Annotated in this window: 21 protein-coding genes and 1 pseudogene; 12 read left to right on the top strand and 10 right to left on the bottom strand. The window is 58.3% G+C overall.

Translation table 11 applies throughout. From position 1 onward, the window contains the following. The first annotated feature begins 52 nt into the window (after positions 1-52). The 4 genes from CFBP1590_RS08635 to CFBP1590_RS08650 all read left to right on the top strand — a co-directional run bounded on the left by CFBP1590_RS08635 (position 53) and on the right by CFBP1590_RS08650 (position 4,342). Positions 53-319, top strand: coding sequence for a metal/formaldehyde-sensitive transcriptional repressor (locus CFBP1590_RS08635; RefSeq protein ID WP_004880654.1), 267 nt, complete (start codon positions 53-55; stop codon positions 317-319). 25 nt (positions 320-344) lie between these two features. Then, positions 345-1,298 carry a CDF family Co(II)/Ni(II) efflux transporter DmeF gene (gene dmeF / locus CFBP1590_RS08640; protein ID WP_088234851.1) on the top strand — a complete coding sequence of 318 codons (954 nt, stop codon included), beginning with the start codon at positions 345-347 and terminating at the stop codon, positions 1,296-1,298. A 195-nt stretch (positions 1,299-1,493) separates the two neighbouring features. Beyond that, positions 1,494-2,108, top strand: a complete 615-nt coding sequence (locus CFBP1590_RS08645) for a biliverdin-producing heme oxygenase (protein WP_088234852.1) — start codon at positions 1,494-1,496, stop codon at positions 2,106-2,108. Further along, positions 2,105-4,342: an ATP-binding protein gene (locus CFBP1590_RS08650; RefSeq protein ID WP_088234853.1), complete on the top strand. Its 2,238-nt coding sequence runs from the start codon at positions 2,105-2,107 to the stop codon at positions 4,340-4,342. The genes CFBP1590_RS08645 and CFBP1590_RS08650 overlap by 4 nt, the downstream gene beginning before the upstream one ends. Before the next feature lie 54 nt (positions 4,343-4,396). On the opposite strand, the gene CFBP1590_RS27850 is transcribed toward CFBP1590_RS08650, so the two are convergent. The 9 genes and pseudogenes from CFBP1590_RS27850 to pobA all read right to left on the bottom strand — a co-directional run bounded on the left by CFBP1590_RS27850 (position 4,397) and on the right by pobA (position 17,341). Continuing rightward, the gene (locus tag CFBP1590_RS27850; protein ID WP_167383084.1) at positions 4,397-5,299 is read right to left on the bottom strand and encodes a hypothetical protein; all 903 of its coding nucleotides are present in this window, start codon (positions 5,297-5,299) and stop codon (positions 4,397-4,399) included. 155 nt (positions 5,300-5,454) lie between these two features. Continuing rightward, positions 5,455-6,366, bottom strand: coding sequence for a hypothetical protein (locus tag CFBP1590_RS08665; RefSeq protein ID WP_088236381.1), 912 nt, complete (start codon positions 6,364-6,366; stop codon positions 5,455-5,457). Positions 6,367-6,514: 148 nt separating this feature from the next. Continuing rightward, positions 6,515-10,297, bottom strand: coding sequence for a hypothetical protein (locus CFBP1590_RS08670; RefSeq protein WP_088234854.1), 3,783 nt, complete (start codon positions 10,295-10,297; stop codon positions 6,515-6,517). Between the two features lie 248 nt (positions 10,298-10,545). Beyond that, positions 10,546-11,091, bottom strand: a pseudogene (locus CFBP1590_RS08675) (DUF4123 domain-containing protein); the annotation flags it as partial. After that, a complete protein-coding gene (locus CFBP1590_RS08680) occupies positions 11,088-13,163 on the bottom strand; it encodes a type VI secretion system Vgr family protein (RefSeq protein ID WP_088234856.1) in 2,076 nt (691 codons plus the stop codon). The gene CFBP1590_RS08680 and the pseudogene CFBP1590_RS08675, both read right to left, overlap by 4 nt. A 304-nt stretch (positions 13,164-13,467) precedes the next feature. Beyond that, complete coding sequence (locus tag CFBP1590_RS08685) at positions 13,468-13,962, bottom strand: DUF6644 family protein (RefSeq protein ID WP_088236382.1); 495 nt, start codon at positions 13,960-13,962, stop codon at positions 13,468-13,470. After that, entirely contained in the window at positions 13,962-14,312 is a 351-nt protein-coding gene (locus CFBP1590_RS08690) for a DUF6152 family protein (RefSeq protein ID WP_088234857.1), read from the bottom strand. Before CFBP1590_RS08690 ends, CFBP1590_RS08685 begins: the two co-directional genes overlap by 1 nt. A gap of 167 nt (positions 14,313-14,479) precedes the next feature. Beyond that, positions 14,480-15,805, bottom strand: a complete 1,326-nt coding sequence (locus tag CFBP1590_RS08695) for an MFS transporter (protein WP_088234858.1) — start codon at positions 15,803-15,805, stop codon at positions 14,480-14,482. 351 nt (positions 15,806-16,156) lie between these two features. After that, the gene (gene pobA / locus CFBP1590_RS08700; protein WP_088236383.1) at positions 16,157-17,341 is read right to left on the bottom strand and encodes a 4-hydroxybenzoate 3-monooxygenase; all 1,185 of its coding nucleotides are present in this window, start codon (positions 17,339-17,341) and stop codon (positions 16,157-16,159) included. A 149-nt stretch (positions 17,342-17,490) separates the two neighbouring features. Between pobA and CFBP1590_RS08705 the strand changes: the two genes are divergently transcribed. Further along, the gene (locus tag CFBP1590_RS08705; protein ID WP_088234859.1) at positions 17,491-18,360 is read left to right on the top strand and encodes a helix-turn-helix domain-containing protein; all 870 of its coding nucleotides are present in this window, start codon (positions 17,491-17,493) and stop codon (positions 18,358-18,360) included. A 49-nt stretch (positions 18,361-18,409) separates the two neighbouring features. Here the strand turns inward: CFBP1590_RS08705 and ppnN are convergent, their stop codons facing one another. After that, a complete protein-coding gene (gene ppnN / locus CFBP1590_RS08710; protein ID WP_088234860.1) occupies positions 18,410-19,783 on the bottom strand; it encodes a nucleotide 5'-monophosphate nucleosidase PpnN in 1,374 nt (457 codons plus the stop codon). Positions 19,784-20,248: 465 nt separating this feature from the next. Between ppnN and CFBP1590_RS08715 the strand changes: the two genes are divergently transcribed. The 7 genes from CFBP1590_RS08715 (at position 20,249) to CFBP1590_RS08745 (ending at position 26,503) form a co-directional block, all read left to right on the top strand. Next, complete coding sequence (locus CFBP1590_RS08715; protein WP_004880677.1) at positions 20,249-20,923, top strand: TIGR04211 family SH3 domain-containing protein; 675 nt, start codon at positions 20,249-20,251, stop codon at positions 20,921-20,923. Between the two features lie 352 nt (positions 20,924-21,275). Further along, complete coding sequence (locus CFBP1590_RS08720) at positions 21,276-22,877, top strand: tetratricopeptide repeat-containing response regulator (RefSeq protein ID WP_004880679.1); 1,602 nt, start codon at positions 21,276-21,278, stop codon at positions 22,875-22,877. After that, a complete protein-coding gene (locus CFBP1590_RS08725) occupies positions 22,874-23,569 on the top strand; it encodes a sensor histidine kinase (protein ID WP_088234861.1) in 696 nt (231 codons plus the stop codon). Before CFBP1590_RS08720 ends, CFBP1590_RS08725 begins: the two co-directional genes overlap by 4 nt. A gap of 251 nt (positions 23,570-23,820) precedes the next feature. Beyond that, positions 23,821-24,030: an acyl carrier protein gene (locus CFBP1590_RS08730; protein ID WP_004880682.1), complete on the top strand. Its 210-nt coding sequence runs from the start codon at positions 23,821-23,823 to the stop codon at positions 24,028-24,030. A gap of 51 nt (positions 24,031-24,081) precedes the next feature. Next, complete coding sequence (locus CFBP1590_RS08735) at positions 24,082-24,843, top strand: SDR family NAD(P)-dependent oxidoreductase (protein WP_162876807.1); 762 nt, start codon at positions 24,082-24,084, stop codon at positions 24,841-24,843. Beyond that, entirely contained in the window at positions 24,840-25,481 is a 642-nt protein-coding gene (gene vioB / locus CFBP1590_RS08740; RefSeq protein WP_043306578.1) for a dTDP-4-amino-4,6-dideoxy-D-glucose acetyltransferase VioB, read from the top strand. The genes CFBP1590_RS08735 and vioB overlap by 4 nt, the downstream gene beginning before the upstream one ends. Further along, on the top strand, positions 25,481-26,503 hold the full coding sequence (locus CFBP1590_RS08745) for a ketoacyl-ACP synthase III (RefSeq protein WP_162876808.1): 1,023 nt from the start codon (positions 25,481-25,483) through the stop codon (positions 26,501-26,503). The genes vioB and CFBP1590_RS08745 overlap by 1 nt, the downstream gene beginning before the upstream one ends. Positions 26,504-26,531 lie beyond the last annotated feature (28 nt).

Here is a 26,531-nt window from a genome sequence, read left to right on the forward strand (position 1 = left end):
ATGCGCCTAACATCCTCGCCTATATAGGTAGGGGGGGTATGGTATGGCGCACATGATCGACGACAAGGCGGATCTGCTCAAACGTGTCCGGCGCATTGCCGGACAGGTACAGGCCATCGAGCGCCATCTGGAAGGCGATGCCGATTGCGGCAAGACGTTGCACCTGGTGGCAGCCACCCGTGGTGCCCTCAACGGTTTGCTGGACCAGATCATCGAAGCCCATGCCCGCGAGCATGTGGCGCATCCCGATTTGAGCGACGAGGCGCGGGCGCAAGGCCTGGAAGAATTGCTTGAAGCCATCCGTCGTTATTCCAAATGACACCCGTCGTGCAAGGAGCCTTGCGATGAGTAACGCACATCACGGCCACGCGGCCGCTCAACCCCATCACCACGTATTTCTCGGCGCAGCCCATGACCGCAACGCTCGCCGTACGCTGTGGGTCGTGGCGCTGACGTTTGCCATGATGGTGGTCGAGATTGTGGCGGGTTATATCACCGGTTCCATGGCGCTGCTTGCGGACGGCCTGCACATGGCGACCCATGCCGGAGCGCTGGGCATCGCAGCCGGTGCCTACGCTTTCGCACGACGTAATGCCCACAACCGCAGGTTCAGTTTCGGCACCGGCAAGGTCGGCGACCTTGCCGGGTTCGCATCGGCGCTCATTCTGGCCATGGTGTCGCTGGGCATCGGCATCGAGTCGCTGGTCCGGCTGTTTCAGCCGACCACCGTTGCCTTTGGCGAAGCCACCGTGATCGCTGTTATCGGTCTGGTGGTCAATGTGCTGAGTGCCGTTTTACTGTCGGGCGGACATGGCCACGCGCATGGGCATCATGACCACGGGCGCTTTCAAGACCATGATCACGACCACCATCATGGCGACAACAACTTCCGTTCGGCCTATCTGCACGTCATGGCCGATGCCTTGACGTCAGTGCTTGCCATCGCGGCGCTGCTGGCCGGGCGTTATCTGGGCTGGGTCTGGCTGGATCCACTGATGGGCATCGTCGGCGCGTGCGTCATCGCCAAGTGGGCGTATGGCCTGATCAAGGACAGTTCCCGTGTCCTGCTGGACGTGACTGATGAGCACGTGGCTGGTGAAATCCGCGAAATTGTGGAAGCCGCCGGAGACGTGAGCATCATCGATCTGCATGTCTGGCGGGTCGGTCCCCAGGCCCATGCAGCGATTGTCAGCGTGCTCGCTGATATTAAAGTGCCTGCCGCCGTGATCCGTGGCAGACTCAGCCACGTACACGAGATCTCGCATCTGACGATCGAATACCAGACCCGAAACGTCTGAGTTCCAACAGGCAATGCTTGCTGGTGTTACGAGTAACCGGCACGCATTGCCTTATGGTCGTCATTTAAAACTTTTGTATTTCATCGGCAATTCGGAAAAAAACTGTCCGCTTTCGCATTCAATCTGTATTTTGTCCGTCACTTTTCGCTCGGACGCGTTTTTTCTGCCTTATCGAACCTTCGAGAGCCTTACTGGATGCCGGCAAAGTTTTCCTTCGCTACACCCTCGAAGTTGCTCGATGCACTTCGTTCTGAAACCAGTCAATTACACCGTCACCTTGAAAAACGCATGCCGTTTTTCTCTTCCAGTCTGGATGCCGCTCTTTACCTCCGTTTGCTGCAGGCCTATTACGGGTTTTATTCACCACTCGAGTCGGCGTTGCGAACCAGTGCGCTGGTTCCGGCAGAACTCGTCCCGCACGAAAGGGTCAAAACTCCCGTGCTGGTTGAAGACCTGCGGGCGCTGGGCATGACTGATCAGAACATCGAGCGCCTTGCGCTCTGTTCCAGGTTGCCCGCGATCGATTCCCCGGCAGCGTGTCTGGGCGTGCTGTATGTGCTCGAAGGTGCCACACTCGGTGGGCAGGTTTTGCGACGCGAGGTGGATAAACGCCTCGGGCTGAATGAGCAAAACGGCGCCGCATTTCTGAATGTTTATGGCGCCGACACCGGACCGCGCTGGAAGGTGTTTCTGGATTATCTGGACAATGTCCCGAACGACATTGTTTTCAATGCAGCTGCAGCGCAGGCGGCGCATTCCACATTTGCATGTTTCGAGCACTGGCTCGACGGTCAAGAGGTACTGTTATGAGCCAACTCGACAAGGACGCTTTTGAAGCGCTCCTGGCCAATTGCGCTGATGAACCTATCCAGTTTCCGGGCGCCATTCAGCCCCATGGTCTGTTGTTTACTCTGACAGAACCCGGTCTGACCGTGCTTCAGGTAAGCGCCAACGTTCATACTGTACTGGGGCTTGAACCGCAGCAGGTGATTGGCCAATCGCTGGAAAAAGCGCTGGGTGCCGGCTGGACCGATGTCATCAGGAGCGCGAGCGCTCATGAATCCTTCGTCGACGCGCCGCGCCTGCTCATCAACGTCAACGGCATCGAGTTCGAAGCCATGATGCACCGCAGCCAGGACGCGCTGGTTCTGGAACTCGAAATCCAGGACAAGGAGGCCCAGGCCGTCAGTTACCTGGAGCGCACGGGCAATCTGGGCCGCATGTTGCGCCAGTTGCACGCCGCCAGGGATTTGCAGACGCTCTACGAAATCAGCGTGCGTGAAGTGCAGAAAATGACCGGTTACGACCGCGTTCTGATCTATCGCTTCGAGGAAGAAGGGCACGGTCAGGTAATTGCCGAAGCCTCCTCTCCGGCCATGGAGTTGTTCAACGGCCTGTTTTTCCCGGCTTCCGACATTCCCGAGCAGGCGCGTGAACTGTACCGCCGCAACTGGCTGCGCATTATTCCCGATGCCGACTACACGCCGGTACCGCTGGTGCCACAACTGCGCCCGGACACCCATCAGCAACTCGATCTGAGCTTCTCGACGCTGCGCAGTGTTTCTCCGATTCACTGCCAGTACATGAAAAACATGGGCGTGCTGTCCTCGATGAGCGTCTCGCTGATCCAGGGTGACAAGCTGTGGGGCCTGATCAGTTGCGGTCACCGCACACCGCTGTACATTTCCCACGAACTGCGCAGCGCCTGTCAGGCGCTCGGTCAGGTGTTGTCCCTGCAGATCAGTGCAATGGAAGCGCTCGACGTCAGCCGTCAGCGCGAGACCAAATTGCTGACGCTCGGCCGTCTGCATCAATCGATGGTCGCCGCCGAAGACAACGTGTTTGACGGGCTGGCTCAACAGCCGCAGTTGCTGATGGAGCTGGTCGGTGCGACCGGTGTGGCAATCATTGAGGACCGTCAGATGCAGTGCTATGGGATCTGTCCCGAGCCAGCGGATATCCGCGCGCTGCACAAGTGGATGATGTCCGGCAGCGAGCCCGTGTTCTCCAGCCATCAATTGTCCAGTGTTTACCCGCCTGCCGAGGCCTATCAGGCCATCGCCAGCGGCGTGCTCGCCATGAGCCTGCCCAAGCCGGTGGACAATGGCGTGATCTGGTTCCGCCCCGAGGTCAAGGAAAGCATTGAGTGGAGCGGCGATCCGGCCAAACCTCTGAATCTGGAAAGCTCCGACGTCGGCATGCACCTCCGGCCTCGTACCTCGTTCGAGATCTGGAAAGTCGAAATGACCGGCATCGCGACCAAGTGGAGCCATGGCGATCTGTTTGCAGCTAACGACCTGCGTCGTTCTGCGCTGGAAGACGACCTGGCGCGTCAGGTCACCCGTGAGCAGCAAGCCGTGCGCGCCCGCGATGAGCTGGTGGCCGTGGTATCCCACGACCTGCGCAACCCCATGACGGTGATCTCGATGCTGTGCGGCATGATGCAGAAGTCCTTCAGCTCCGACGGCCCGCACACTTCACGTCGCATCTCCTCGGCCATCGACACCATGCAGCAGGCCGCCAGCCGCATGAACGTGCTGCTTGAGGATCTGCTCGATACATCCAAAATCGAAGCGGGTCGCTACACCATCACGCCGCAGTCGCTGGAAGTCAGTCAGATCTTCGAGGAAGCCTATTCGCTGCTCGCGCCGCTGGCGATGGACAAGTCCATCGATATTTCTTTCAACGCCGAGCCGGAACTCAAGGTCAAGGCTGATCCCGAGCGCCTGTTCCAGGTGTTGTCGAACCTGATCGGCAACGCCATCAAGTTCACCCCCAAGCTGGGTCGGATCGGCGTTGCGGCGATGTCCAATGGTGAAGAAATCGTCTTCACCGTGCGCGATTCCGGCGAAGGCATCCCGCCCGACCAGTTGCCACACATCTTCGAACGCTACTGGACCGTCAAGGAAGGCAACCCGAGCGGCACCGGACTGGGCCTCTACATCTCGCAAGGCATCATCAAGGCCCATGGCGGGGTGCTGGCAGCCAACAGTGAGGTAGGCAAGGGCAGTGAGTTCCGGTTTACAGTGCCGCGGGCCGAGTGAGTTTGACGGGAGCGCTTAGTACTCGCTCCCGTGTTCTCGTTTTTCTGATGCCTTTCAATCGTTGTAACTGACATAGCGTTCCATCAGATTTGGCCGTGTAAACGTGTCGATGGCATACGCGCGCTGCCACATTGCATCGACCCGCTGCTTGAACGTGTCGTCGTCCATGTCGATCCAGTAGCGCGGGTTACGGCCGTTTTCCTTGTCGTATTTTACTGTGACAGGGTCCAGATGCCGGTAGGCTTCGAACAGCGGGATGTCCGGGATCGGGCGGCTGACGTCCATGTAGTTCTGCAGAAAATCCCACAGCGCGCAGGGACGATGTTTGAAGTCGTCAGGGCCAAGCAGCGAATGAAAGTTGATCTGCCTGTCTTCATAACGATGGCGGAGCAGCAATCCGTAGTAGGGGCCGTAACGATCACGGGTGGTAATCATGTAGGCATCGAACTCGTAGAACGGTGCGATGAACTCGTCTATCACGCCTTCCTTTCGATGGCGCTTGTAGTCGAAGATCGTGACCAGACCTGTCCGGCGGTTCAGCTCCCAGAGTGGGCCCTTGGGAGGGCGGAACCAGATTTTAGGGAAATAGTTTACGACGATGTGACCTATCCCCCAGCAGAATAGGGGTATTCCGAGGAATATTGGGTAGACCTCTTGGAGTAGCTCAAAGGTAACAGCTTGCCAAGGTTCTCTAGATTGATATATAGAAAGAAAATGTATGTAGACAAGTATGGGTGGAAATATTATGCATCCAACTTTTCCCAGTTGCAGAAGGTAAATCCAGAGTTGAGATGTGAATGGTAATTGCGCGAATCTAAAAATTTCGTGGTCATATTTTTGATGAAGTTCTACATCCTCGAAGGGTTTGCGGACATAGGTTCCTTCTGCTTTCTGTCTTTCGTTCTCTTTTGCTGTGTTTTCCAAAAGTTTCATACTCACAGGGCTTGACTGCTCCATGACTCCATCCGATGTCACTTGTTGGGTTTAGCCCCAAGGTAGACGAACTGAGGTGGAACCGAATGGCTTACGCCTCAGACAAGATTTTTGTTCAGGGATACTGCCAGGCTTGTAGGCCTGTGATCCGTAATAGCGTGGGTTACTCTTTGTCGTACTCATAAATGCTCAATCGCTATAGCTGACATTTTTTTCATCAGGTTCGGCCGTGTAAACGTGTCAATGGAATAGATACGCTGCCACATCGCATCGACCCGCTGCTTGAACGTGTCGTCTTCCATGTCGATCCAGTAGCGTGGATTGCGGCCGTTTTCCTTGTCGTATTTGGCTGTTACAGGGTCCAGATGTCGATGGGCTTCGAAGTATGGAATGTCAGGTAGGGGACGACTGGTATCCATGTAGTTCTGAAAGAAGTCCCATAACGCACAGGGCCGTTGTTTGAAATCGTCAGCGATGAACAGTGAGTGAAAGTTGATTTGCTGTTTTTGATAACGGTGACGTAGCAGCAGGCCGTAGTACGTACCATAGCGATCCCGTGTGGTGATCATGTAGGCGTCGAACTCATAAAAAGGCGCAACGAATTCATCGATCACACCTTCTTTTCGGTGGCGCTTGTAGCCGAAGATAGTCACCAGACCCGTTCGGCGGTTCAGTTCCCAGAGGGGGCCTTTGGGGGGGCGGAACCAGATGCTGGGTAAATAGTTTACGACAATATAGCCTGCTCCCCAGCAAAGTAAGGGTAGCCCGAGGAAAACTGGATAGACTTCCTGGAATAGCTCGATCGTAACCTCTTGCCAGGGCTTGCTTGATTCCGATATGAAAGCGAAGTGTGCAATCACGAGTATGGGTGAAAGCAGAATGCATCCAATTTTTCCTAGTTGCAGCATGTATATCCATAGTTGCGATATAAATGGCAAGAGGGCAAATCTAAAAACTTCATGATCATATCTGAGGTGAACGTCTGTTCTTTCATAGTATGGAGCAGTGTAAGTTCCGTTAGTCAGTTGCTCTTTCATTGTTGTCTCTACTTTTTCCCAGAATCTCATGCGATTAGGGTTGGACCCTTCCATGAATTCTGTGGGTATGACTTGTTGAGTGTCACCCCACGGCAGACGCACTTCCGTTGAGAAATAAGATTTTTCTCCAGTGTGCGGATTTTGGGCTGGAATATGATCAGGTCTATAGGCGTTAGCTTCGTAGTAGGCATTTTTTTTGGATTTAGTCATCGACCGCACCTCCGTGACTAACCTCGTCAGCCCAGAAGGGTTGATTGGTTTTTTTAAAGTCAGGCTTTGTTCGGCTCTGGTCAAATACTGTAGGATCTTTCATCGCAGGCGCAGGCAGGTAACGTTTTTCTTCTCCTCGAATCAGCACGAATTGTGCCCTCACGGCCCAGCTGAAGTGGCGTGTTGTGCTAACCCATGCAGTAGCGTTAGTGTTTTGCGGAGTAAAGAGGAATAGCTCCAGTTTTCCAGGGGAGAGCCTTTGTCCTTTTGGAGGTTCCGACTGTTCAGCTAACTCATGTGTCTTCCAATGCATCCCTTGATTGTCGAAGCGTCCATTGGTACATCGTAGCCTGCACTCGGCATTGATATTCAAGCTGTCAAAACTTCCGATAAGGCCCGGTAGACGGCTTTCAATCCTGACTGTCGTATTCGCGCTTCGTATCGCCTGGGGTACTTCTGCTCGAAAGTTGAATTTGGCTTGCGACTCATAAACTGGATTTTTTTCGATGGTAATACTTATGCCTGCGAGCAGGCTGATCAGTCTGTAAAAGGCTTCCAGCGGATCTTGTAAATGCTCACCTTCTGAGTGACTTTCTCCAAAAGGACCGTTTTTTAACCAGGTTTCCATTGGCGATGAGGTTTGCATGAGTACTTGAATGACGCCCGCCCCGATCAGCAGCAAGGCGACCCAACCCAGTGGTGTGAGGCCGAATACCGTTGCCATGCCGCCAAAAACTGAACTCATCAATGCTGCTGACCCTCCTGCAGCTATCATTAGATAGCCGTACATGGCTGGATCGTTCCATTGCCAGGCGTAATAAGCGTCATAAAGATTTACACCAACCAGCAACACTGCTGAGAGGATTTGTGCGCCGATTCTTATCGATATTTGTTTGGTTAACACTGCCCCAAGAGCGGGGCCTATCCATTTCGTCGCGCTGGCTTCGGAAATTTGCATCACTATTTTTCTGGTTAAAGCCGCTTTCGATTGGGTGCCCATTAATTTAATGGCCAGCGCTTCCGCCGCGATCGCGAGGTCCACAATCGCGGCGGCTATACCAGCGGATGCCCTGCCTCTATTTTTTTCACGAGTCGTCTGTTCAAGTGCATCACTCTCCGAACTCACATTCCAAATCTCCAACATCAACACCGCCACACAAAACCGTGTCGATGCCAGAAACCGGTAAACAGGCCCGCTCTTCGTCGCATCCAGATTTTCGATGGCCTGACTCAATCCGCTTCTCGCCCTAACATAGGCGTTCTCCGCCTTGCCAACCGCATGCCCGGCTTCCTGAGCCGCTTTCAGTTTGCGGTTGATGTCGCCGACCAGTCGTGCGGTTTTGTGTGTGCGGGGGATCACCAGTACGTGGTGTTCGCCTGAGGTCAGGGGGCCGTGTGGGTTGAACGGGGGATCGATGTCGCGGAACGGGTTGCCGTTCGGGTCCAGGTATTCGCCGTAGCGTGCGTTGGGCATGGCGCTTTGGGTCGGTAGGTCTTCGAGGCCGAATACGTAGTGCTGCGGAGTGACCCGGTTTCGTTTCAATAGAAACGCGGCGCCGAAATGCTCCGGCATCATGCTGCGCAGTTGCTGAACGCCCCGGCCCTGACGGTTGATGTTGATTCTGCGTGCGTTGGACACAGGCTCGTCGCGGGCTTTGGCCAGTTGATCGATGGCCGACTGGCTTTTGATGTCAGCCTTGGCAGCAGCGACTTTACTGGAGGCAAGCGTCTGTTCAGCTCGCCCGACAGCGTTTTCGGCGGCATCGACTGCGCCTTGCAGGTTTTCGAAGATGCCGACCAGTGCAGCGGTTGTGGCTTTGCCGTTGTTGATGAGGAAGAAGTTCTGCAGGCTGTCACCCTCCAGCAGGTTAGCCAGCAGCGTTGCGTCCAGCGTGAGCTGAGTGGCGGGATCGGGTGCCGGAAAGTTCTCGAAACGTGCCAGTTCGGTTGCGCGAAAGCGACCGTCGCCCAGGTTCTTGTCTTCGTCGAGTGGCGCCTCATAAGGCCGGAAGACCGACTCCAGGTCGCTTTCGGGCCAGAGCATGAGGTGCAACGGATGCGTGCTGTCGTTGGTTATCTGCGAGAGCAGTGTCTGACCCTGACTGACCTTGGCTTCCAGAAAACCGACCTGCGTGACCGCATCCACGATAGTGCCGCCCGGTGCCAGCGGGTCCACGTTTGAAGGCGTGAGTGCGAGTGTCGTCAGGGTTCGGCTCAGGTCATAGAGTGCTGCCACATATTCGAAGCCATCCTGGCTCAAGTGATCGGCGACAGTCTGGAGCGTGATGCCGCGTTGAAGGCTTTCAACCAACAGATTCTGAACGGCGATCATGTTACGCCACACCAGTGCTCGCTGGACGGTGGCGGTGCATTGGTTGACGGCTTGTCGGCCCGTGTCCGAGAGCGAGGTGATCACTTCATTCAGCGGGTTTTTCGCGCCTCCTATCGTTGGCGGAACGATCAACTGATGCACCAGCAGAGCACTGGCGTGATGAGGGTGCTGGATGGCGTACCTGGCGCACACGCCGAGCAGTTGCTGATGGGTGTCGAGTCGCTGTCGCAGGTGGCGCAGCCGATGGCTTGAGTCATCGAGCAGCACGCCGCAGACCTGACGCTGGCGTGCTTTGCTCAACACATCAGTGACACCTGGTTGAGCTTCCCAAAGAACAAGGTTATCGGTTGAATCTTCTTCACCGGCACGCAAGCTGGCCTGCATGGCATCGGCAAGCGCCGACAGCTCCAGATAATGCGTGTCCCTGACCGCTCTGCCTTGGTCAGCTTCGGCAAGAAAGGCGTTTGCCTGTTCGAGCGCCCTGGCCGGAAACTGGCCTGACAGATCACACAGATAAAGAGCGGGGTGCTCCAGCAGCCGTTCGTAACCGGGCTGACGTGCGCGTTGTGGCGCTGCGAGGCTGACGGGAAATACTGACAGTTCGAGATTCAGGCGTGCGGCGGTGATTGGCGCAAGTGTGAGCTGCTGAACCTTGTCGAGCATGTTGAAGCCTGAAAATGCCTTGAGCATGGCCTCGCCGTCGGGCTTGCCCTTGTACAAGCGGTTGAAGCGCTCTTTCGAATAACTGAGGTCCGGTCTGCTGCAACGCGGGGTTCTCAGCGCTGCATCCCGTTCCAGACGCTCCAGTCGGGGCGCGCTGAGCTGTATCTCGGAAAAGCACAACTCCACATCCAGCACACGCCGGTCGTTCCACATCCCGGGCAACCAGATGTCCTCAAGCGCCACGCCGATGGCGGCCCGTTCGCCGCGTGTAAAGCCTTCGTCCTGACGAAAACGGGCGACATCAATGTCATGGTAGGTCGTGCCGGTATCGCTGATCCGCACTTCCAGTTCACGCCATAGCCTTTGCCGATAGAACACGTACACGTAGCCTGCACGGGCCAATACCAGCGTGCCAAGGTCGTATGGGTTTTTCGAACCGGGCAGGGCGACAAAGGGCAGCACCGGGATGATCTGGTTGAATTGTGCGTCGGCCTGCCGTGGCGTGACCTTTGTGTCAGCGAGCAGTGGCAGACGTATCGGTTCGCCTTCGTTGGTCGCAATTTCGAGTTCCAGCTGCGTCTCGGCAGCGTGGTCCCAGACCTCCAGCCTGCAACTGTAAGGCTCTCTTTCCAGCGTCTCGGGACGGGAAGGGTAGGTGCATCCGCCATCCTTGCTGTTCAACAGCAGTTTCTGATGGGGCGCGTGATCCTTGCCCATGACCTGAACGATCAGTTTGCCTGTTTCACAGCACGGGCCTGAACTCAGGCTGCCTATGGTCATTGGACAGGTTCCTTGTGTTGCGCAGACTGCTGCAGCAGGCCTCGCAGGGTGTCCAAACGTTCTTCTCCGGTGCCGCTGTACTGACGTGGCGGAGATTCCTGCCCGGGGTTTTGTGCGCGCAGCGACAGGTAGCAATTCATCAGCGTCGGGTCTGTTGCGAAGCCGTGAGCCATGCCCTCGTCCAGGTAGTCGAGTGCCCTGGGAAAGTCAGTGCCGGTTTGTTTTTTCCACCAGTCATAGGCGAAGCGCTCACGCTCCTGACGGCGGAAGGCGTCTTCCTGGGCGTCGCTCAGTCTCGGTGTGGTTGGCTGGACCGGAGGTGTCCAGCGGGAGACCTGAGGATTGTCGAGGCTCATCCAGCGCTGGTTGCCTTGCGCAAGGTCTGGCCAGGTTCCGCCATACCACGACAATCGGGAAATGGGCCCCAACCATGGCGCGTTATCTTCGATGGTGCCGGTTGTGAAGAAATAGCTGGCCGTTACGGGATTCGAATAACGCAGGACGCCTCGGCGGATTTCCTCAAAATTGACGATCAACACATGTCTGAGATGCGCGAGCAGAATGTCGTGATTAAACGGACTCTCGATGATCAGTCCAGGCCAGCTTTCCGGGGCATTGTGGACCGTCTGCAACAGGCGGTCGTCGTCGGTCGCGGCTACCCACAAGGGGCTCTTGTCCCGATAGGGTGCCAGTTCTGTCCTGTCGAACAGCATCCGAGGCTTGGGATCAGGCAGCAGTTGATAAAGTTTTTCCAGCAGGTGGTCGGTACGCTCCAGCAGCAGGCAGGTCTTCATGATCTGCCTCCTTCCTGCAGCGCCTTGCGACAACCGCAGTCGGGCAGCGGACAGTCAGCGGGTGTTCCGCCTTCAGGCTTTTGACAGAGCTGGGACAGCGGAACCGGCTCTGCCAGCCGCTGCGTCAACAACTCGCCTGCTGTTTCTGTCAGAACCATTTTGACAAGACCCGGCAGGTTCGGCATCGCGCCGCTGCCCGTCGCAGGCATGCCTCCCGAGTTCAGTTTCACCAACGGTCCGCTTACCGTTACCCCTCCCGAGTCGATCTTGATAAAGCTGCCACCCACTTTCAGGGTGATTTCCATTCCTGCCTCGATCACCACCTGATCACCTGCGTTGATGTGAACTTCATGGCCGACGTCCGCGAGCAGTGCTTCGCCGACCTTGATGTGTTGCTTGCCGCTCACGGTCAGGTGATCGTCCGTGCGCACTTCAGTCAGGCGGCTGCCGTCGACCGCGCGATGTTCCTCGGCCTTGAATTCGCTGTAGCTGTTGGCCTCGACCCGGTCGTGCCGTTCGTGGCCGACGCGGATTTTCTGGTCGTGCTGGATGTTCTGGTCCCAGTCGCGCTGGGCATGGACGTAGATCTGCTCCTGACCGGCGCGGTCCTCGATGCGCAGTTCGTTGGAGCCTTTGCCGCCGGGGCTGCTCAGGGTCTTGAACACGCTGCGGGTCTGGTGGGCGGGCAGCGGGTAGGGCGGCGTGTGTTCAGCGTGGTACAGGCAGCCGCTGATCAACGGACGGTCGGGATCGCCTTCGATGAAGGTCACCAGCACTTCCATGCCGACCCTTGGAATGATCATGCCGCCATAGCGGTCACCCGCCCAGCTCGAAGACACGCGCAGCCAGCAACTGCTCTGATCCGTGACCTGACCTTCGCGGTCCCAGTGGAACTGGACCTTGACGCGGCCATGCCTGTCGCAATGAATCTCTTCACCCGCCGGGCCAGTCACGACGGCGGTCTGGCTACCGGCAATGCGCGGTTTGGGATGGCGCAGGTGTGGCCGAAACGTGACTGATCCGGGTATGGCCCTGAAGGTGTTGCGATAGCCCTGGCGCAACTCGCCTGCGCCCGAGTGTTCGTTTGATGCTGCCGCTTCCAGCACTTGCGGCTGACGACCTTCATGCCGGATCTCGGTCAGCAGCCAGAGTGCGTTCCACACCGCCTGAGGATGCTCGCTCAGTGGCAGGAAATGCCCGCTGACCAGCCGTGGCTGATCACTGTGCCCTTCGGCGAGCTGGAAGTCGTGGCGATGGCGCTCCAGAGCGCGGGCGGCCAGATGGCTGCCGCGGTCGCGGTGGGTAAAGAGGCCGGGGTAATCGTAGTCCTCAAGGTCCGGGCGGGCGTCGCCGGGTACTGCGCCTTGCATGGTCAGGCGCGGTTTCTCGAAATGGTAATCGCGGCGCGTGGTGCGGCTCGGTCGGGTTTCCAGACGCAGGTTGAAGCGCTGGATGACGGGTGTGTCGGCGACCATTGCGCTGTCTTGTCGATACACCACGGGCACCAGTGTGGGAAACACCGCCTGATCTTCGCCGAACACCAGCAGATGGGCAGTCGGGCTGTGTTCGAAGTGGTAATGCAGGCCTTCTTCCTCGCAGAGGCGCTGAATGAAGTGCAGGTCCGATTCGTGGTACTGAACGCAGTACTCGCGCTCGGGATAGACGCTGGCCAGCTGGAAGCGATAAGTGGTGGCCAGCAGGCCATGCTCTTCCAGTATCCGGGCAATAATCTGCGGCACCGTACGGTGCTGAAAGATCCGTTGGTTGGTGCGGTGGCCGAGGCGAGCCAGATGCGGACGGAGGGTGACCGAGTAACGGGTCAGGCGTTGCCCGGAATCGCCCTGGGCGACACGGTCGATCAGCCCGTGAATGCCACTGTTATCGGGTGCGAACTGTAGAAAGGCAGGTCTGTTCAGCAGGCTTTCCAGATCCAGTCCTGACGACTCGCTGACCAGCTCCAGCGTAAAGGCGAACGGCTGACTGATCGCTTCGTGGCCCTTGAAGGCGAGTACCTGAAAGCCATGATCGATGTCATCAAGGTTGAGCGTGAAACAAGTCTGGTGGGCAGACATCCCGAATTCCTCTGTACCAACAGGCAACCGCGCCCATCGAATACAGATGCCTATAACAAGATACGTGCCTGATTATTTTTAACCCATAAAAACAAAGGGATAGAAGCTGCAGGAGAATGATTTGATTGTTTTTTGATCAATTTTTCGGTGTTTTCCGCGCAAGGTATTGCGCACCTGCGCAAATGTCTGCAAAGCGGGCCAATCGCATTGGCCTGCATGGCTCGGAACAGGCCTTATCAGTCACGCCTGTGCAATAAGTTGCGCATCAGCAGATGAGCCCAAGGGGCCGAGAACCACGACAGTTTCAGGTGTAAGCGAGCAGTCGTCCGCAGGTCACGACGCCGATCCAGAGTGCGATTGAAAGCGCGGCATGAAATCTGGCGACACAGGGTGCGGCCAGCCGCGTGTTCCAGTGCGTCACCGAGCGGTAGACGCCCACATGAAAGAGCATGGCGTTGGTGCCGGCCGCTGCGATCAGGCACAGTTTGAGAATGAACACACCGTTGTTGACGAACTCATAGGGGTGGGCGGCAAACATCATCAGCCCGGCCGGCACGATCAGCAGCAGTGCCGCCAGCGCCCAGACCAGCAGATGGCGGGCGAGCGCGGTAATCGGGATATCTTTCGAGAACCCCAGCAGCCGCAAGTCGAACAGGATCACTGAGCCGACCAATACGGCAAAACCGACGATATGCACCACTTCCATGATCGGGTAAAGCCAGATTTCTTCACGCATGGCCTGAGCGAGGGGTGACGCTTCCAGCCAGACCAGCCACGAGCCGTCGTTGACGACCGCCATCATCGAAGCTCGACAGTCTTGCCGTTGATGGTGATGCGCTCGGCTCTCACCTCTTCAAACCGGGTGCGATTCTGATAGCCGACGACAGTTGCCTGCGTATCGTTCGCCAGCATTTGCGGGGTCAGCCCGCGGTTTTCCATGCGCGAGGGCGGTGCCAGCACCACGGTCCAGGTGTTGTCGGCGGTTTTGAGATGAATGAAACCATGAGGGTTGGCGTATCCGCTTTGCGTGATGGTGCCGCTCAGCTCGAGTGGTTTTTCAGTGTCGTACTCGCTCCAGCCGTGGTGGGCGAAGGCCGCGGTCGCGACCATCAGTAGCGATAAGCCGAGGCTCTTGTGCATGAGGTTCATGGCACGGTTTCTCCTGCAAGGACGATGGGATGACATCAAGTCGATGCAGACAAGTGAATCAGCTGAGACGAAAAGGGCGACGCACCAGGCTATCTCTCCGACGGATGGAAATCCGGGACTTCCACGGTAGTCAGTTACCGTGGAAATCGTGATCGGTTGGAAGAGACTCAGGCCGTCGCGCCGACCTTCGCTGCCGACTGACGGCTGATGCGCAAGGCAACCAGGCTACCGACGATGGTCAGCGCTGCCAGCGAATAGAGGGCCATGGTGGTGGAGCCGGTCTGGTCCTTGATCCAGCCCACCAGGTAGGGGCTGAGGAAGCCCGCCATCTGCCCGATCGAGTTGATCAGGGCCAGGCCGCCCGCCGCAACGCTGGCGCTGAGCAGGGCGGTCGGCAGCGGCCAGAACATGGGCAGGCTGGTCAACGCGCCCATGGTGGCGATGGTCAGGCCGAGAATGGCCACGAGTGGCACGCTGGCAAAGTTGGCCGCGATGATCAGCCCCGTTGCGCCCATCAGCATCGGCACGACCAGATGCCAGCGGCGTTCGTCACGCAGGTCCGCGGAGCGGCCGACCAGCAGCATGAACACACCCGCCATCAGGTAGGGCACCGCGCTGATCCAGCCGATCACCAGCGCATCGCTGAAACCCAGGCTCTTGATGATCGACGGCAGCCAGAAGTTGATCGCGTAGACGCCGCTCTGAATGCAGAAGTAAATGAAGCCCAGAATCCAGATAAAGGGCATGGTCAGCACCGAAGCCACCGAACTCTTGCCGTGCACCGGGCGATTGAGTTCGTCCTGAGTGATGTCGGTCTTGACCCGTTGCCGTTGCTCGGGCGTCAGCCAGTGTGCGTCTTCGACCTTGTCGCAGAGCAGGAAGAACGCCAGCACGCCCAGCGCAACGGTCGGTAGGCCTTGAATCAGGAACATCCACTGCCAGCCCGCCATACCGCCCTGGCCTGCGGCGAAGTGGTTGAGGATCCAGCCGGAGAACGGTCCGCCCAGTAAGCCGGACACCGGAATCGCCGACATGAACAAGGCCATGATCCGGCCGCGTCGCTGGTTCGGGTACCAGCGCGAAAGGTAGAGGACGATGCCGGGGAAGAAACCTGCTTCGGCCATGCCGGTCAGGAACCGCAGCACGTAGAACTCGACTGGCGTGGTGACGAACAGCAGGCAGGTGGAGAACATGCCCCAGGTGATCATCATCAGCCCGATCCAGCGCGTTGGGCCGAAGCGGTTGAGCGCCAGATTGCTGGGCAGCCCGCACAGCACGTAGCCGATGAAGAAGATACCGGCACCCAGGCCGTAGACCGTTTCGCTGAAACTCAGGGCGTCGAGCATCTGCAGCTTGGCGAAACCGACGTTCACGCGGTCAAGGTAATTGAACAGGTAGCAGATGAAGATGAACGGGATAAGGCGCAGGGTGATGCGACGATAGACATGATTGCCGTCAGCGTCGCCAACCTCGCGAACCGGAGAGTTGGACATGGCGTCAGTTCCTCAGAGCTTGTTATTTTTATGCAGCTTGCCGGGGGCTTCCCGATCATAGGGAGCCTGCAGATAAAACGCTTTGGGGCTTTGCACGGCTGAGGCGGGTGGGTGTTGTGTGGTTGCACAAAAGACTGGGCAGTGCATGGCTTTTTGATTGCGCCAGTCTGCAGCATGTGTGACGCGGAGCGTCACGGGCGGCATGCCCACGCGGAGCGATGGGCACGATCAGTGTTGAGGCAGACTTATGTATACGATGAGCGCTCCGCGTGGGAATGCAGCTCAGGACGCTCCGCGTCCGGGATGCCTGTCTATGTGGAGAGCGGGCAGGTCATCAATTTGAAGCGCCCCTTACTCGATGGCCTCGTAAGGCAGCCCCACATAATTCTCGGCAATGGTCCTGCGTCCGGCTTCGGAGCCGACGTAGTAGTCCAGTTCGGTCTGCTGGATGCGCTGACTGAAGGCGTCGGTGTCGGGAAAGTTGTGCAGGATCGAGGTCATCCACCAGGAAAAGCGCTCGGCTTTCCAGATACGGCGCAAACAGATCTGCGAGTACTTTTCCAGCAGGTCGGTGCGGCCTTCCTGATAGACCTTGAGCAAGATGCGGTACAGCGTACTCACGTCGCTGGCGGCCAGGTTCAGGCCCTTGGCGCCGGTGGGCGGGACGATGTGCGCAGCGTCGCCGAGCAGGAACAGGCGGCCATACTGCATCGGCTCAACCACAAAACTGCGCAGCGGGGCGATGCTTTTCTCGATGGACGGACCCGTCACCAGACGCTCCGCCAGATGGGCAGGCAGGCGTGATTTGAGTTCGTCCCAGAAACGCTCGTCCGACCAGTCCTCGACGCGTTCATCTGCACTGACCTGAACGTAATAACGCGTACGAATCGCCGAACGCATGCTGCACAGCGCAAAGCCGCGCGGATGGTTGGCGTAGACCAGTTCGTCGTTGACCGGCGGGGTGTCGGCCAGCACGCCGAGCCAGCCGAACGGGTAGACGCGCTCGAATACCTTCAGTGCCTCGGCCGGGATCGCCTGCCGTGACACACCATGGAAGCCGTCACATCCGGCAATGTAGTCACAGTCCAGACGCACGGTTTCGCCATTTTTGACGAACGTCACGTAAGGTCGGTCGGTCTTGAGGTCATGGGGCTGGACGTCTTCGGCGTCATAGACCGTCATGGCACCGCACGCGGAGCGGGCCTGCATCAGGTCGCGGGTCACTTCGGTCTGGCCGTAGACCATCACGGTTCGGCCATTGGCCAGGCTTTTCAGGTCGATGCGTTCGCAGCGCCCGTCGAAGGCCAGCTCGAAACCGTCGTGAATCAGGCCTTCAGCGTCCATGCGCTCGCTGACACCGGCTTCGCGCAGCAGATCGACCATGCCTTGCTCAAGAACGCCGGCACGAATGCGGGAAAGGATGTAGTCGGGGTTCTTGCGCTCAACGATGACGTTGTCGATACCGGCACGTTGCAGCAACTGGCCCAGCAGCAGCCCGGACGGGCCTGAGCCGATGATGGCGACTTGGGTTTTCATGGAGATGACCTTTCTGTGATCCCTGCCAGCCATGGCTTGCGGGATGTGTTTGTTTTTGTCTCCTGCATTTTTAATGGATGACCGCGGGATAAGAAGGCAATATCCAGCACATTACCTGGACTTTTCGAGGGTCTGGCGAGGATCGAATGATGCCCAGAACAGCGCCTGTTTCCGTTCCCGTTTTCAAGCTTTACGGCGAAACCACAGCGTGGCCGACGCCAGACCTGATCCACTGCGAATCGATTCCCGAGCGCAGCAAAATCCATGAATGGGAGATCAAGCCCCATCGCCATGGTGATCTGGTTCAGTTGCTGTACGTCCAGTCCGGTCGCGCGGTGCTGAAGGTCGAAGACGTGGTGCACCAGGTCGATACGCCGTCGCTGCAAGTGGTGCCCGCGCTCAGCGTGCACACCTTCAAGTTTGCCGAGGACATTCAGGGGCACATTCTTAGCCTGGCGCGGCCGTTGGTTGAACAACTGGAAGCGGCGCTGGATATTTCGGCCATCGGTACGGCGCGTTGTCATGTTCTGGGCGACGACAGCGTCTACGTGGACATGCTGTTCAGCGCGATTGCCCGCGAGTATCGCCAGCGCAAGCCGGGTCGCGATCTGATGCTGCAGTCGTTGATCAACGTGCTGATGGTCTGGCTCAGCCGACGGGGCAGCGAGCAGCGGGGTGACGACAGTCAGGTGCTGGATCGCGGCCGCGAGCATTTGCAGGTGTTCATGCATCAACTGGAAGGAAGCTTCCGCGAACACTGGTCCATCGAGCAGCACGCGCAGCGCATGGGGCTCAGCGCGGCGCATTTGAATGCACTGTGTCGGCGATTGTGCAGCCAGTCGGCGTTGCAGATCATCAACCAGCGTCTGCTGCTGGAAGCCAAGCGTAATCTGGTCTACACGACCATGACGGTGAATCAGGTATCCGACAGCCTCGGGTTTTCCGAGCCGGCGTATTTTTCCCGATTCTTCAAGCGTGCCACCGGGCAGTCACCCAGCCAGTTCCGCCAGCAGAAATGAAAACGGGGCGCTTCAGAGCGCCCCGTTGTCTGTCCGCCTTATCGAGCGGTCAGGTCACTACCTGGTAGCACGGCACATAGGCTGCGCCACCCGGCAGCTTCATGCGGTGCTGCTCGACGAAAGCCTTAAGCAATTTGTCCAGCGGCTGCATGATCGATGGATCGCCGTGGATCTGGTACGGGCCGTGTTCTTCGATCAGACGAATGCCCTTGTCCTTGACGTTGCCCGCCACGATGCCGGAGAAGGCCCGACGCAGGTTGGCCGCCAGCTCATGAGACGGAACGTCATGGTTGAGCTGCAATCTGGCCATGTTTTCGTGGGTCGGATCGAACGGGTGCTGGAAGCTCTCTTCGATCTTCAGCAGCCAGTTGAAGTGGAATGCGTCGTTGCGCTCGCGACGGAACTGACGCACCTCTTTCAGGCCCTTGGCCATATGACGCGCGACTTCTGCCGGGTTGTCGATGATGATCTGGTAGTGACGTTGCGCCTCTTCACCCAATGTGGCGCCGACGAACGCATGCAGTTGTTGCAGGTAGGGTTCGGTGTTCTTCGGACCGGTCAGGACCACCGGGAAGGGCACGTCCTTGTTGTCCGGGTGCATCAGGATGCCCAGCAGGTACAGGAACTCTTCGGCCGTGCCTGCGCCGCCCGGAAAGATGATGATGCCGTGGCCGACGCGCACGAAGGCTTCCAGGCGCTTTTCGATGTCAGGCAGGATCACCAGTTCGTTGACGATCGGGTTCGGCGCTTCGGCGGCGATGATGCCCGGCTCGGTCAGGCCCAGGTAGCGGCCACCGACGATCCGTTGCTTGGCGTGAGCGATGGTCGCGCCTTTCATCGGGCCTTTCATGACGCCGGGGCCGCAGCCGGTGCAGATGTCCAGACTGCGCAGGCCCAGCTCGTGGCCGACCTTCTTGGTGTATTTGTATTCTTCGGTGTTGATCGAGTGGCCGCCCCAGCACACCACCATTTTAGGTTCGACACCGGCGCGCAGGGTACGGGCGTTGCGCAGCAGGTGGAACACGTAATCGGTGATGCCCTGAGAGTTGCTCAGGTCGATGCGCTGGCTGTCCAGTTCGCTTTCGGTGTAGACGATGTCGCGCAGGGCGCTGAACAGCATTTCACGGGTGCTGGCGATCATCTCGCCATCGACGAAGGCATCGGCCGGAGCGTTGAGCAGCTCCAGGCGCACGCCACGGTCCTGCTGATGAATGCGGACCTCGAAGTTCTCGTAGGCCTCAAGAATGGTCTTGGCGTTATCGACATGGGCGCCAGTATTGAGAATGGCCAGGGCGCACTGGCGGAACAGGGTGTAGGTGCTGCCTGAGCCCGCAGCGCTGAGCTGCTGGACTTCACGTTGGGACAGGGTTTCAAGGCTGCCTTTTGGGCTTACCGTGGCGTTAATCACTTGTCTTGGGATCATTCTATTTTCCATTAGAGCGATGCAGTCGAGGCGGCAGGGCCTGCGCATCAGGATGGTGAGCATCGAAGACGTTCACGCCTGACGGTATTTTCTACAGCACTTGGGCGCGAATGCAAACGCCGGGCCTCGCCTGCTGCGTATTCGAGGGTGCAGGCGTCGTCTGAGGGACTGAAAGTCATATAAAGCAGGCACTTGATCGAAACGCCATGCGGCTGAATTTTGACGCACAAGCGGGCCAATAGTGAACCTGACCCATTTAACAGGGTCTGTTAGCTGATGGACTCTCTGGACAGCCTGTGGAAGTGGCTGCCGATATAAAGGATTGCAGGCGTTTTTCAACGCGCCTGACAGGCAGACAGCCCGTCCAGGCAGGAGTTGCAATTGATTTGCCGCTCGCCAGATCCATCGTTAGCCGGCCCGTACGTCGGGGCTTTATTTTCATTCCAGACAAAGATAATCATTGCCATGTCTCGTCATCTTTCAGCACTGCTTTCTCGTGCCCCTGGCCTGTTCACTGCTTCGCGTCATCTCCTCGGCACCGGTCTGCTCGGCGCCGTGCTTTGCGTCCTTACACCCATTACCGCTCAGGCGGCGGACAGCGAGCGCTGGGTGAGTGACAGCCTGACCACCTACGTGCGCAGCGGCCCGACTGACGGGCATCGCATTGTCGGCACGCTCAAGTCCGGGCAGAAAGTGGAACTGCTCAGCACCTCGGGCAATTTCAGCCAAGTGCGAGGCGAGGGGGGCAGCACCGTGTGGATCCCCAGCAGTGATCTGCAGGAAGTCCCTGGCCAGGCCGAGCGGGTGCCGCAGCTGACCCAGCAGGTCGCAGAACTGACCGAACAATTGAACGGCATCGACAACACCTGGAAAACCCGCGTGCAAGGCATGCAGGAAACTCTGGATGCGCGCAAGAAGCTGGTCGATGAACTGGAAGCGCGTACCAAGACCCTCAACGATCAACTGGCTGACTCACAGGCCGAGCTGCGTTCCACTCAGGCCCGCCTGGGTGACGAGAACAAGCAGGTGATGATGCGCTACATGGTCTACGGTGGCAGCATTGCTGGCGCTGGACTGCTGGTTGGTCTGATCCTGCCGGCACTGACCCGGGGCCGCAAGAAGAACGACGGCTGGGTGTAACGCTCTATCCGCATGCCGCAGCCCTCGAGCGTCGGGGCGCTGCGGTGCAGGGCAATCCTGCGATGTGACTCGCGTCCCCGTAATAGCCTTTACGCTCCTGCTTTTTTGATCCGCCTCGCAAAAAATCCTGCCTGTCCTCGATGCAATCAGTCGCGAAGTCGATGTTCGCTCTATAGTTTCTGCCTGAGTGGTCGAAAAACTGGCTGTTGCCCTTAACTGAATCACGCGATAGAGCGATCAGGGCTATATGTGGCATGTTGCCATTAGTTAACATGCGCATCGATGCTGGACCTGGAAAAGTCGTTCAGGCCTTGGGTCTTATATTTTCACCCTCTCCTGTGTAGGAATCCGGATGCTGGCGTACAACCAAAAAAGCTTTCTTATCGTTGATGACTTCTCCGACTTTCGCAGTTCGGTGCGGTCGATGCTGCGTGAGCTGGGCGTCAAGGAAGTGGATACGGCCGACTCCGGCGAGCAGGCCCTGCGCATGTGCTCGCAAAAGCGTTATGACTTTGTGCTGCATGATTTCAATCTCGGCGATGGCCGCAAAAACGGTCAGCAGGTGCTGGAAGACCTGATGGTCGAGCGGCTGCTGAGCTACGAAAGCGTTTTCATCATGGTCACCGCCGAGAACAGTCAGGCCATGGTCATGAGCGCCCTGGAGTGGGAGCCCGACGGCTACCTGACCAAACCGTTCAACCGCGCAGGCCTGGCCCAGCGCCTGGAAAAGCTGGTGCAGCGCAAGAACCTGCTCAAGCCGATTCTGCAGGCGCTGGACCGTCGCAAGCCCGCCGAAGTGCTGGTCGCGTGCAACAAACTGATCGAGCAGGATCCGCGCTATGCGCCGTTGTGCCTGCGCTACAAGGCCGATGCGCTGCGTGATCTGAAACAGAACGAGCCGCTGGAAGCGTTTCTCAGGACCATCCTGGCCGACCGTGCCACGCCCTGGGCGTATGCCGCGCTGGGCAGTCTGCTGCTCAAACGCGGCAAGGTCACCGAGGCGGAGGCCGTTTACGAACAGGCGATCAAGGCCTTTCCGACCATGCCTGCGTTGTACGATGGTCTCGCCGAGGTGCTAGTGACCCGCGGCGATGCCAAGCGTGCGCAAAGCGCCTTGGAGAACGCCGTGCGCCTGTCGCCATTGGCGGTACGTCGCCAGAAGATGCTGGGCAAGCTGGCGATGGGCAACGAAGACTTTGAAAGCGCTTCCAAGGCCTTTCGTCAGGCCGTTTCCCAAGGAGCGCATTCACGTTTCAAGGACCCGGAAACCAACCTGGGTCTGGCTCATGCCCTGATCAGCAAGGGCGGCGACCAGGGGCTGGATGCGCGCACGCGTGTCGAGATCAACAACGCGCTGGGCGATGTGGCCAAGGAACACACCAACGACGAAGGTCTTCAAGTGCGCACGCGCCTTATGAAAGCCGCCAGTCTGCAGCACTCGGACCCGGAAACCGCCGCCAAGCTCACCGAGCAGGCGATGGCCAGGCTTGAAGGTATGGAGCAGTTCCTCAGTGCCGACGCAGCCCTGCTGGTGGCGTCACAGCTCAAGCAGCTGGGTCAGGAAGAAGCGGGCGCGGGCGTGCTGAAAAACTGCGCGGAAGTCTATGGTGATGACCCGGCCGTGATGAAAAGCGTGGCCAGCATGACCGACGATCCCGCCATTCTGGGTGCGAACAAGGCCGCCATCGATTTCAACCTGCAGGGCGTGCGCAGCTACAAGGCGGGCAACCTGCCGGAGGCGCAGGAGCATTTCCGTCGTGCGCTGGCCTTGCAGCCCAAGAACATCAGTATCGCGCTGAACATGGCGCAGTCGCTGCTGCATCCGGGGCAGAACCTCGGGCAGGCGGGACTCGAGGAATGTCGCGCCAGCCTGAAAATGGTCGGCATGATCCCGGACAGCGATTCACGTTATGAGCGTTATCAGAAACTCAGGGAAAGGGCGTTTGGCGCATGAGCGAAGAGCAGCAACAGGGACTCGATTTTTCCATGGTGATTGCTTCCACCGTGCACGACATGAAGAACTCGCTGGCAACGCTGACCCAGGCGCACAGCGAGTGGCTGGCGAAGCTCTCCGTCCAGCAACGCGACACCCCGGAGCATGGGGTGATCGAGTACGAGTTCGCCAACCTCAACGGCATGCTGGTGCAGTTGCTGGGCCTGTACAAACTCGGGGTCAACCAGCTGCCTTTGCGCCCGGATTACCACGAGCTGGACGATTTCATCGAAGCGCAATTGGCGCATCGTCAGGAGGTGCTGGCCAGTCGCGGTATCGCCGCTCGGGTGGATATCACGGATGCAAGCCCACTTGGGTTTTTCGACCGCGAACTGGTCGGCTCGGTGGTGGGCAATATCATCGTCAACGCGATCGGTTTTGCCCGCGAGCAATTGGCGATCAGCGTCGCTGAACAAGACGGTCAGTTGAAAATCACCATCAATGACGACGGCCCCGGTTACCCGGCTTACCTGATCGAGCGCCAGACCGATTATGTGCAGGGCATCAATCAGGGCACGGGCAGCACCGGCCTGGGCCTTTACTTCGCCGCACACATTGCCCGCTTGCATGTGCGCAACGGCATCCAGGGACGGATAGAGATCGCCAACGGCGGCGTGCTGGGCGGAGCGATGTTCAGCATCTATCTGCCCTGAGCGAAAAAAGCAGTCGCACCTCTTCATTATATTGACGCAGCGCGCGGTGCCCGCGCCGAATCACCGAGGCCTTGAGCGTCATCTTTTTGGCTTTCAGGCCTCCGCGTATTGCTTCCTGCCTACTGAAACCCCGTATTCACGGCACCTTCATCTGTTCAACAGCTTGGTTCGATTATTGCTATATCGCTCTCAGGCGTCGGCTTTGGTCTTCGCAAAATCAATTCAATAGCGGGCTGTCCGGGAGCATAGAGATGGAAGACAAAGTACTCAGGCTGATCGAAGAAGCGATGGAAGCAGACGAAGGCAGTCTGAGCCGGGGCCAGAACCTTGACTGGGATTCCATTGCGGTCCTGACATTCATGTCGCTGGCCGACGAACATCTGGGCAAGACCCTGGCGGCCAATCGTCTCAACGGCTGCAAGACGGTGGACGATGTGATCGATCTCGTCACAGAGAAGTAAGTCGTCAGTCTCTTTTCAAACGTATGAATCGACCCTCAAGGGGAATGTTGGGTGGTGAGTAGTCCTTTTTCACTGAGCGGCAAAGTGGTGATGGTGACAGGTGCCTCTTCCGGCATCGGCAGTCAGGTTGCGATCTGGTTGAGTCAACAGGGCGCGCGCGTGGTGCTGGTGGCCAGAAATACCGAGCGCCTTGAAGCGACCAGGCTTCAGCTCCATGGCGAAGGTCATGGGGTCGAACCTTTCGATCTGCTGCAGGGTGCTGCTGTTTCGGGCTGGATGCGCAACCTGGCCAGGACGTACGCGCCCTTTGACGGGCTGGTGCATGCCGCTGGCGTGCAGATGCCGATGCCGATTCGGGCACTGGGACTCGAGCAGTGGGAGACGGTATTCGCCATCAACGTGACCTCCGGCTTTTCGCTGGTCAAGGCCTTCAGGCAGAAAGGAGTGTTCGTTCAGGGTGCCAGCATCGTGCTGCTCTCGTCGGTGATGGCTCAGGCTGCCCAGCCTTCCCTGATGGCTTACTGCGCCAGCAAGGGGGCGGTTGAATCAATGGTCCGCGCTGCGGCGCTGGAGCTGGCCCGTGACGGAATCAGGGTCAATGCGATTGCGCCGGGTGTGGTGAGAACCGAAATGACCCGCACGCTCGAGGACCTGGTGGGTGTCGATTCCATGAAGGTTGTGGAGCAGAAGCACCCGTTGGGTTTCGGTGAGCCGCTGGATATCGCCTACGCAGTCAATTACCTGCTGTCCCCGGCGGCTCGCTGGGTGACCGGCACGTCGATGGTCGTGGACGGGGGGTATCTGGCCCAATGAATGCCAAAAACCTGCTTATCGTCGGTGCCGGCGCTTTCGGGCGTGAAGTGCACGCGTGGCTGACGGACTGGGTCGCGTTGAATCCGGGCTGGCACATCGCTGGATTCATCAACGATGGACCCGGCTCCACCGAGCGTTTCGATCATTACCCGCCGGTCGTTTCAACCGTGGACGGCTACCAGCCGAAGCCTGACGAGTATCTGGTCTGCGCGATTGGCTCGCCTCAGGGGAAGCGCGCTGTGGTGGAAAAACTGCTCGCCAGGGGCAGCCGGTTTTTCACGCTGATCCATCCCTCGGTCATCATGGGCGAGAATGTCGTGGTGGGTCAGGGCACGGTCATCTGCCCTTCAACCGTGCTGACGGTCGACCTTCGGATCGGTGCATTCGTGACTCTCAATATCGGCTGCCTGATCGGGCATGACGCAGAGATCGGTGATTTCTCTACCTTGAGCGGACATTGCGACATCACCGGGGGGGTGGTGCTGGAAGAGGGCGTTTTCATGGGCACACATGCCAGTGTCCTGCCCAGGGTCAGAATCGGCAAACAGGCTGTAGTCGGAGCGGGCAGTGTTGCAATACGCAATGTGGCCGCAGGCACTACAGTATTCGGTGTACCGGCCAAACGTATCTCGGGGTAATGCTCATGAAGTCTCATGCCAGAATCGTGGACATAGAATATGAACTGCCTGCTCATTCACTGGACAACGAAACGCTGGCCCGGGAATTTCCCGAGTGGGATGTCGAGAAAATCTTCGCCAAGACCGGTATCGGTGAACGGCATATCATCGACAAGGATGAAACCGCGTCCGACCTTGCCTTTCGTGCCTGCGAGAAGCTGTTCCTCAAAGGGGACATTCAGCGCAGCCAGATAGACGCGCTGATCTATTGCACGCAAAGTCCCGATTACGTGCTGCCCGCCACGGCCTGCATCCTGCAGCATCGCCTGCAGTTGCCTACCCAATGCGCCGCCTTCGATTTCAATCAGGGTTGCTCAGGGTTCATCTATGGGCTTGGCATTGCCAAGGGGTTGATCGAGTCAGGCCAATGCCGGAATGTATTGCTGGTAACGGCTGAGACCTACAGCCGCTACATTCACCCGCAGGACAAGAGTGTTCGTACTCTGTTCGGCGATGCTGCGGCCGTTACCCTGATCAGCGCCGCCGAGGGCGGGCCGTTTCTGGAGCGCTTTCGTTATGGCAGCGATGGCTCCGGGGCCGAGAACCTGATTGTGCCCATCGGCGGCGCACGCAGGCCTTCGGCGCAGAATCCGCAGCCTGAAACCCATGAGGACAACAACGGAAATGTGCGTACCGACGCCAACCTGTACATGAACGGCCCGGCGATCTTCGAGTTTTCCATGACACGCGTACCGCAGTTGTTCGCTTCGTTGTTCGATGACGAACTGGCGGTGGCCGATATGGATCTGTTCGTGTTTCATCAGGCCAATCACTTCATGCTGGATGCCCTGCGTCGACGTCTGAAATTGCCTGTCGACAAGTTCGTGTCCGCCTTCCAGCACTGCGGCAATACGGTGTCCTGCACCATCCCCATTGCGCTGAAAGAGTCTTTGGACAAGGGTGCGCTCAAACCCGGTGATCGGGTTGCGGCAGTCGGCTTCGGAGTGGGCTATTCGTGGGGCGCGTGCGTCATACACTGGTAAGCGCTACAGATCGCACTCTGTGTTACGG

The organism is Pseudomonas viridiflava (genome assembly GCF_900184295.1).
GTDB classification, from domain to species: Bacteria; Pseudomonadota; Gammaproteobacteria; order Pseudomonadales; family Pseudomonadaceae; genus Aquipseudomonas; species Aquipseudomonas viridiflava.

What these genes read in the sequence shown, in the direction of transcription:
- CFBP1590_RS08635 (WP_004880654.1), top strand. Translation starts at nt 53, where the DNA reads ATGATCGACGACAAGGCGGATCTGCTCAAACGTGTCCGGCGCATTGCC.
- dmeF (WP_088234851.1), top strand. Translation starts at nt 345, where the DNA reads ATGAGTAACGCACATCACGGCCACGCGGCCGCTCAACCCCATCACCAC.
- CFBP1590_RS08645 (WP_088234852.1), top strand. Translation starts at nt 1,494, where the DNA reads ATGCCGGCAAAGTTTTCCTTCGCTACACCCTCGAAGTTGCTCGATGCA.
- CFBP1590_RS08650 (WP_088234853.1), top strand. Translation starts at nt 2,105, where the DNA reads ATGAGCCAACTCGACAAGGACGCTTTTGAAGCGCTCCTGGCCAATTGC.
- CFBP1590_RS27850 (WP_167383084.1), bottom strand. Translation starts at nt 5,299, where the DNA reads ATGGAGCAGTCAAGCCCTGTGAGTATGAAACTTTTGGAAAACACAGCA.
- CFBP1590_RS08665 (WP_088236381.1), bottom strand. Translation starts at nt 6,366, where the DNA reads ATGGAAGGGTCCAACCCTAATCGCATGAGATTCTGGGAAAAAGTAGAG.
- CFBP1590_RS08670 (WP_088234854.1), bottom strand. Translation starts at nt 10,297, where the DNA reads ATGACCATAGGCAGCCTGAGTTCAGGCCCGTGCTGTGAAACAGGCAAA.
- CFBP1590_RS08680 (WP_088234856.1), bottom strand. Translation starts at nt 13,163, where the DNA reads ATGTCTGCCCACCAGACTTGTTTCACGCTCAACCTTGATGACATCGAT.
- CFBP1590_RS08685 (WP_088236382.1), bottom strand. Translation starts at nt 13,962, where the DNA reads ATGGCGGTCGTCAACGACGGCTCGTGGCTGGTCTGGCTGGAAGCGTCA.
- CFBP1590_RS08690 (WP_088234857.1), bottom strand. Translation starts at nt 14,312, where the DNA reads ATGAACCTCATGCACAAGAGCCTCGGCTTATCGCTACTGATGGTCGCG.
- CFBP1590_RS08695 (WP_088234858.1), bottom strand. Translation starts at nt 15,805, where the DNA reads ATGTCCAACTCTCCGGTTCGCGAGGTTGGCGACGCTGACGGCAATCAT.
- pobA (WP_088236383.1), bottom strand. Translation starts at nt 17,341, where the DNA reads ATGAAAACCCAAGTCGCCATCATCGGCTCAGGCCCGTCCGGGCTGCTG.
- CFBP1590_RS08705 (WP_088234859.1), top strand. Translation starts at nt 17,491, where the DNA reads ATGCCCAGAACAGCGCCTGTTTCCGTTCCCGTTTTCAAGCTTTACGGC.
- ppnN (WP_088234860.1), bottom strand. Translation starts at nt 19,783, where the DNA reads ATGATCCCAAGACAAGTGATTAACGCCACGGTAAGCCCAAAAGGCAGC.
- CFBP1590_RS08715 (WP_004880677.1), top strand. Translation starts at nt 20,249, where the DNA reads ATGTCTCGTCATCTTTCAGCACTGCTTTCTCGTGCCCCTGGCCTGTTC.
- CFBP1590_RS08720 (WP_004880679.1), top strand. Translation starts at nt 21,276, where the DNA reads ATGCTGGCGTACAACCAAAAAAGCTTTCTTATCGTTGATGACTTCTCC.
- CFBP1590_RS08725 (WP_088234861.1), top strand. Translation starts at nt 22,874, where the DNA reads ATGAGCGAAGAGCAGCAACAGGGACTCGATTTTTCCATGGTGATTGCT.
- CFBP1590_RS08730 (WP_004880682.1), top strand. Translation starts at nt 23,821, where the DNA reads ATGGAAGACAAAGTACTCAGGCTGATCGAAGAAGCGATGGAAGCAGAC.
- vioB (WP_043306578.1), top strand. Translation starts at nt 24,840, where the DNA reads ATGAATGCCAAAAACCTGCTTATCGTCGGTGCCGGCGCTTTCGGGCGT.
- CFBP1590_RS08745 (WP_162876808.1), top strand. Translation starts at nt 25,481, where the DNA reads ATGCTCATGAAGTCTCATGCCAGAATCGTGGACATAGAATATGAACTG.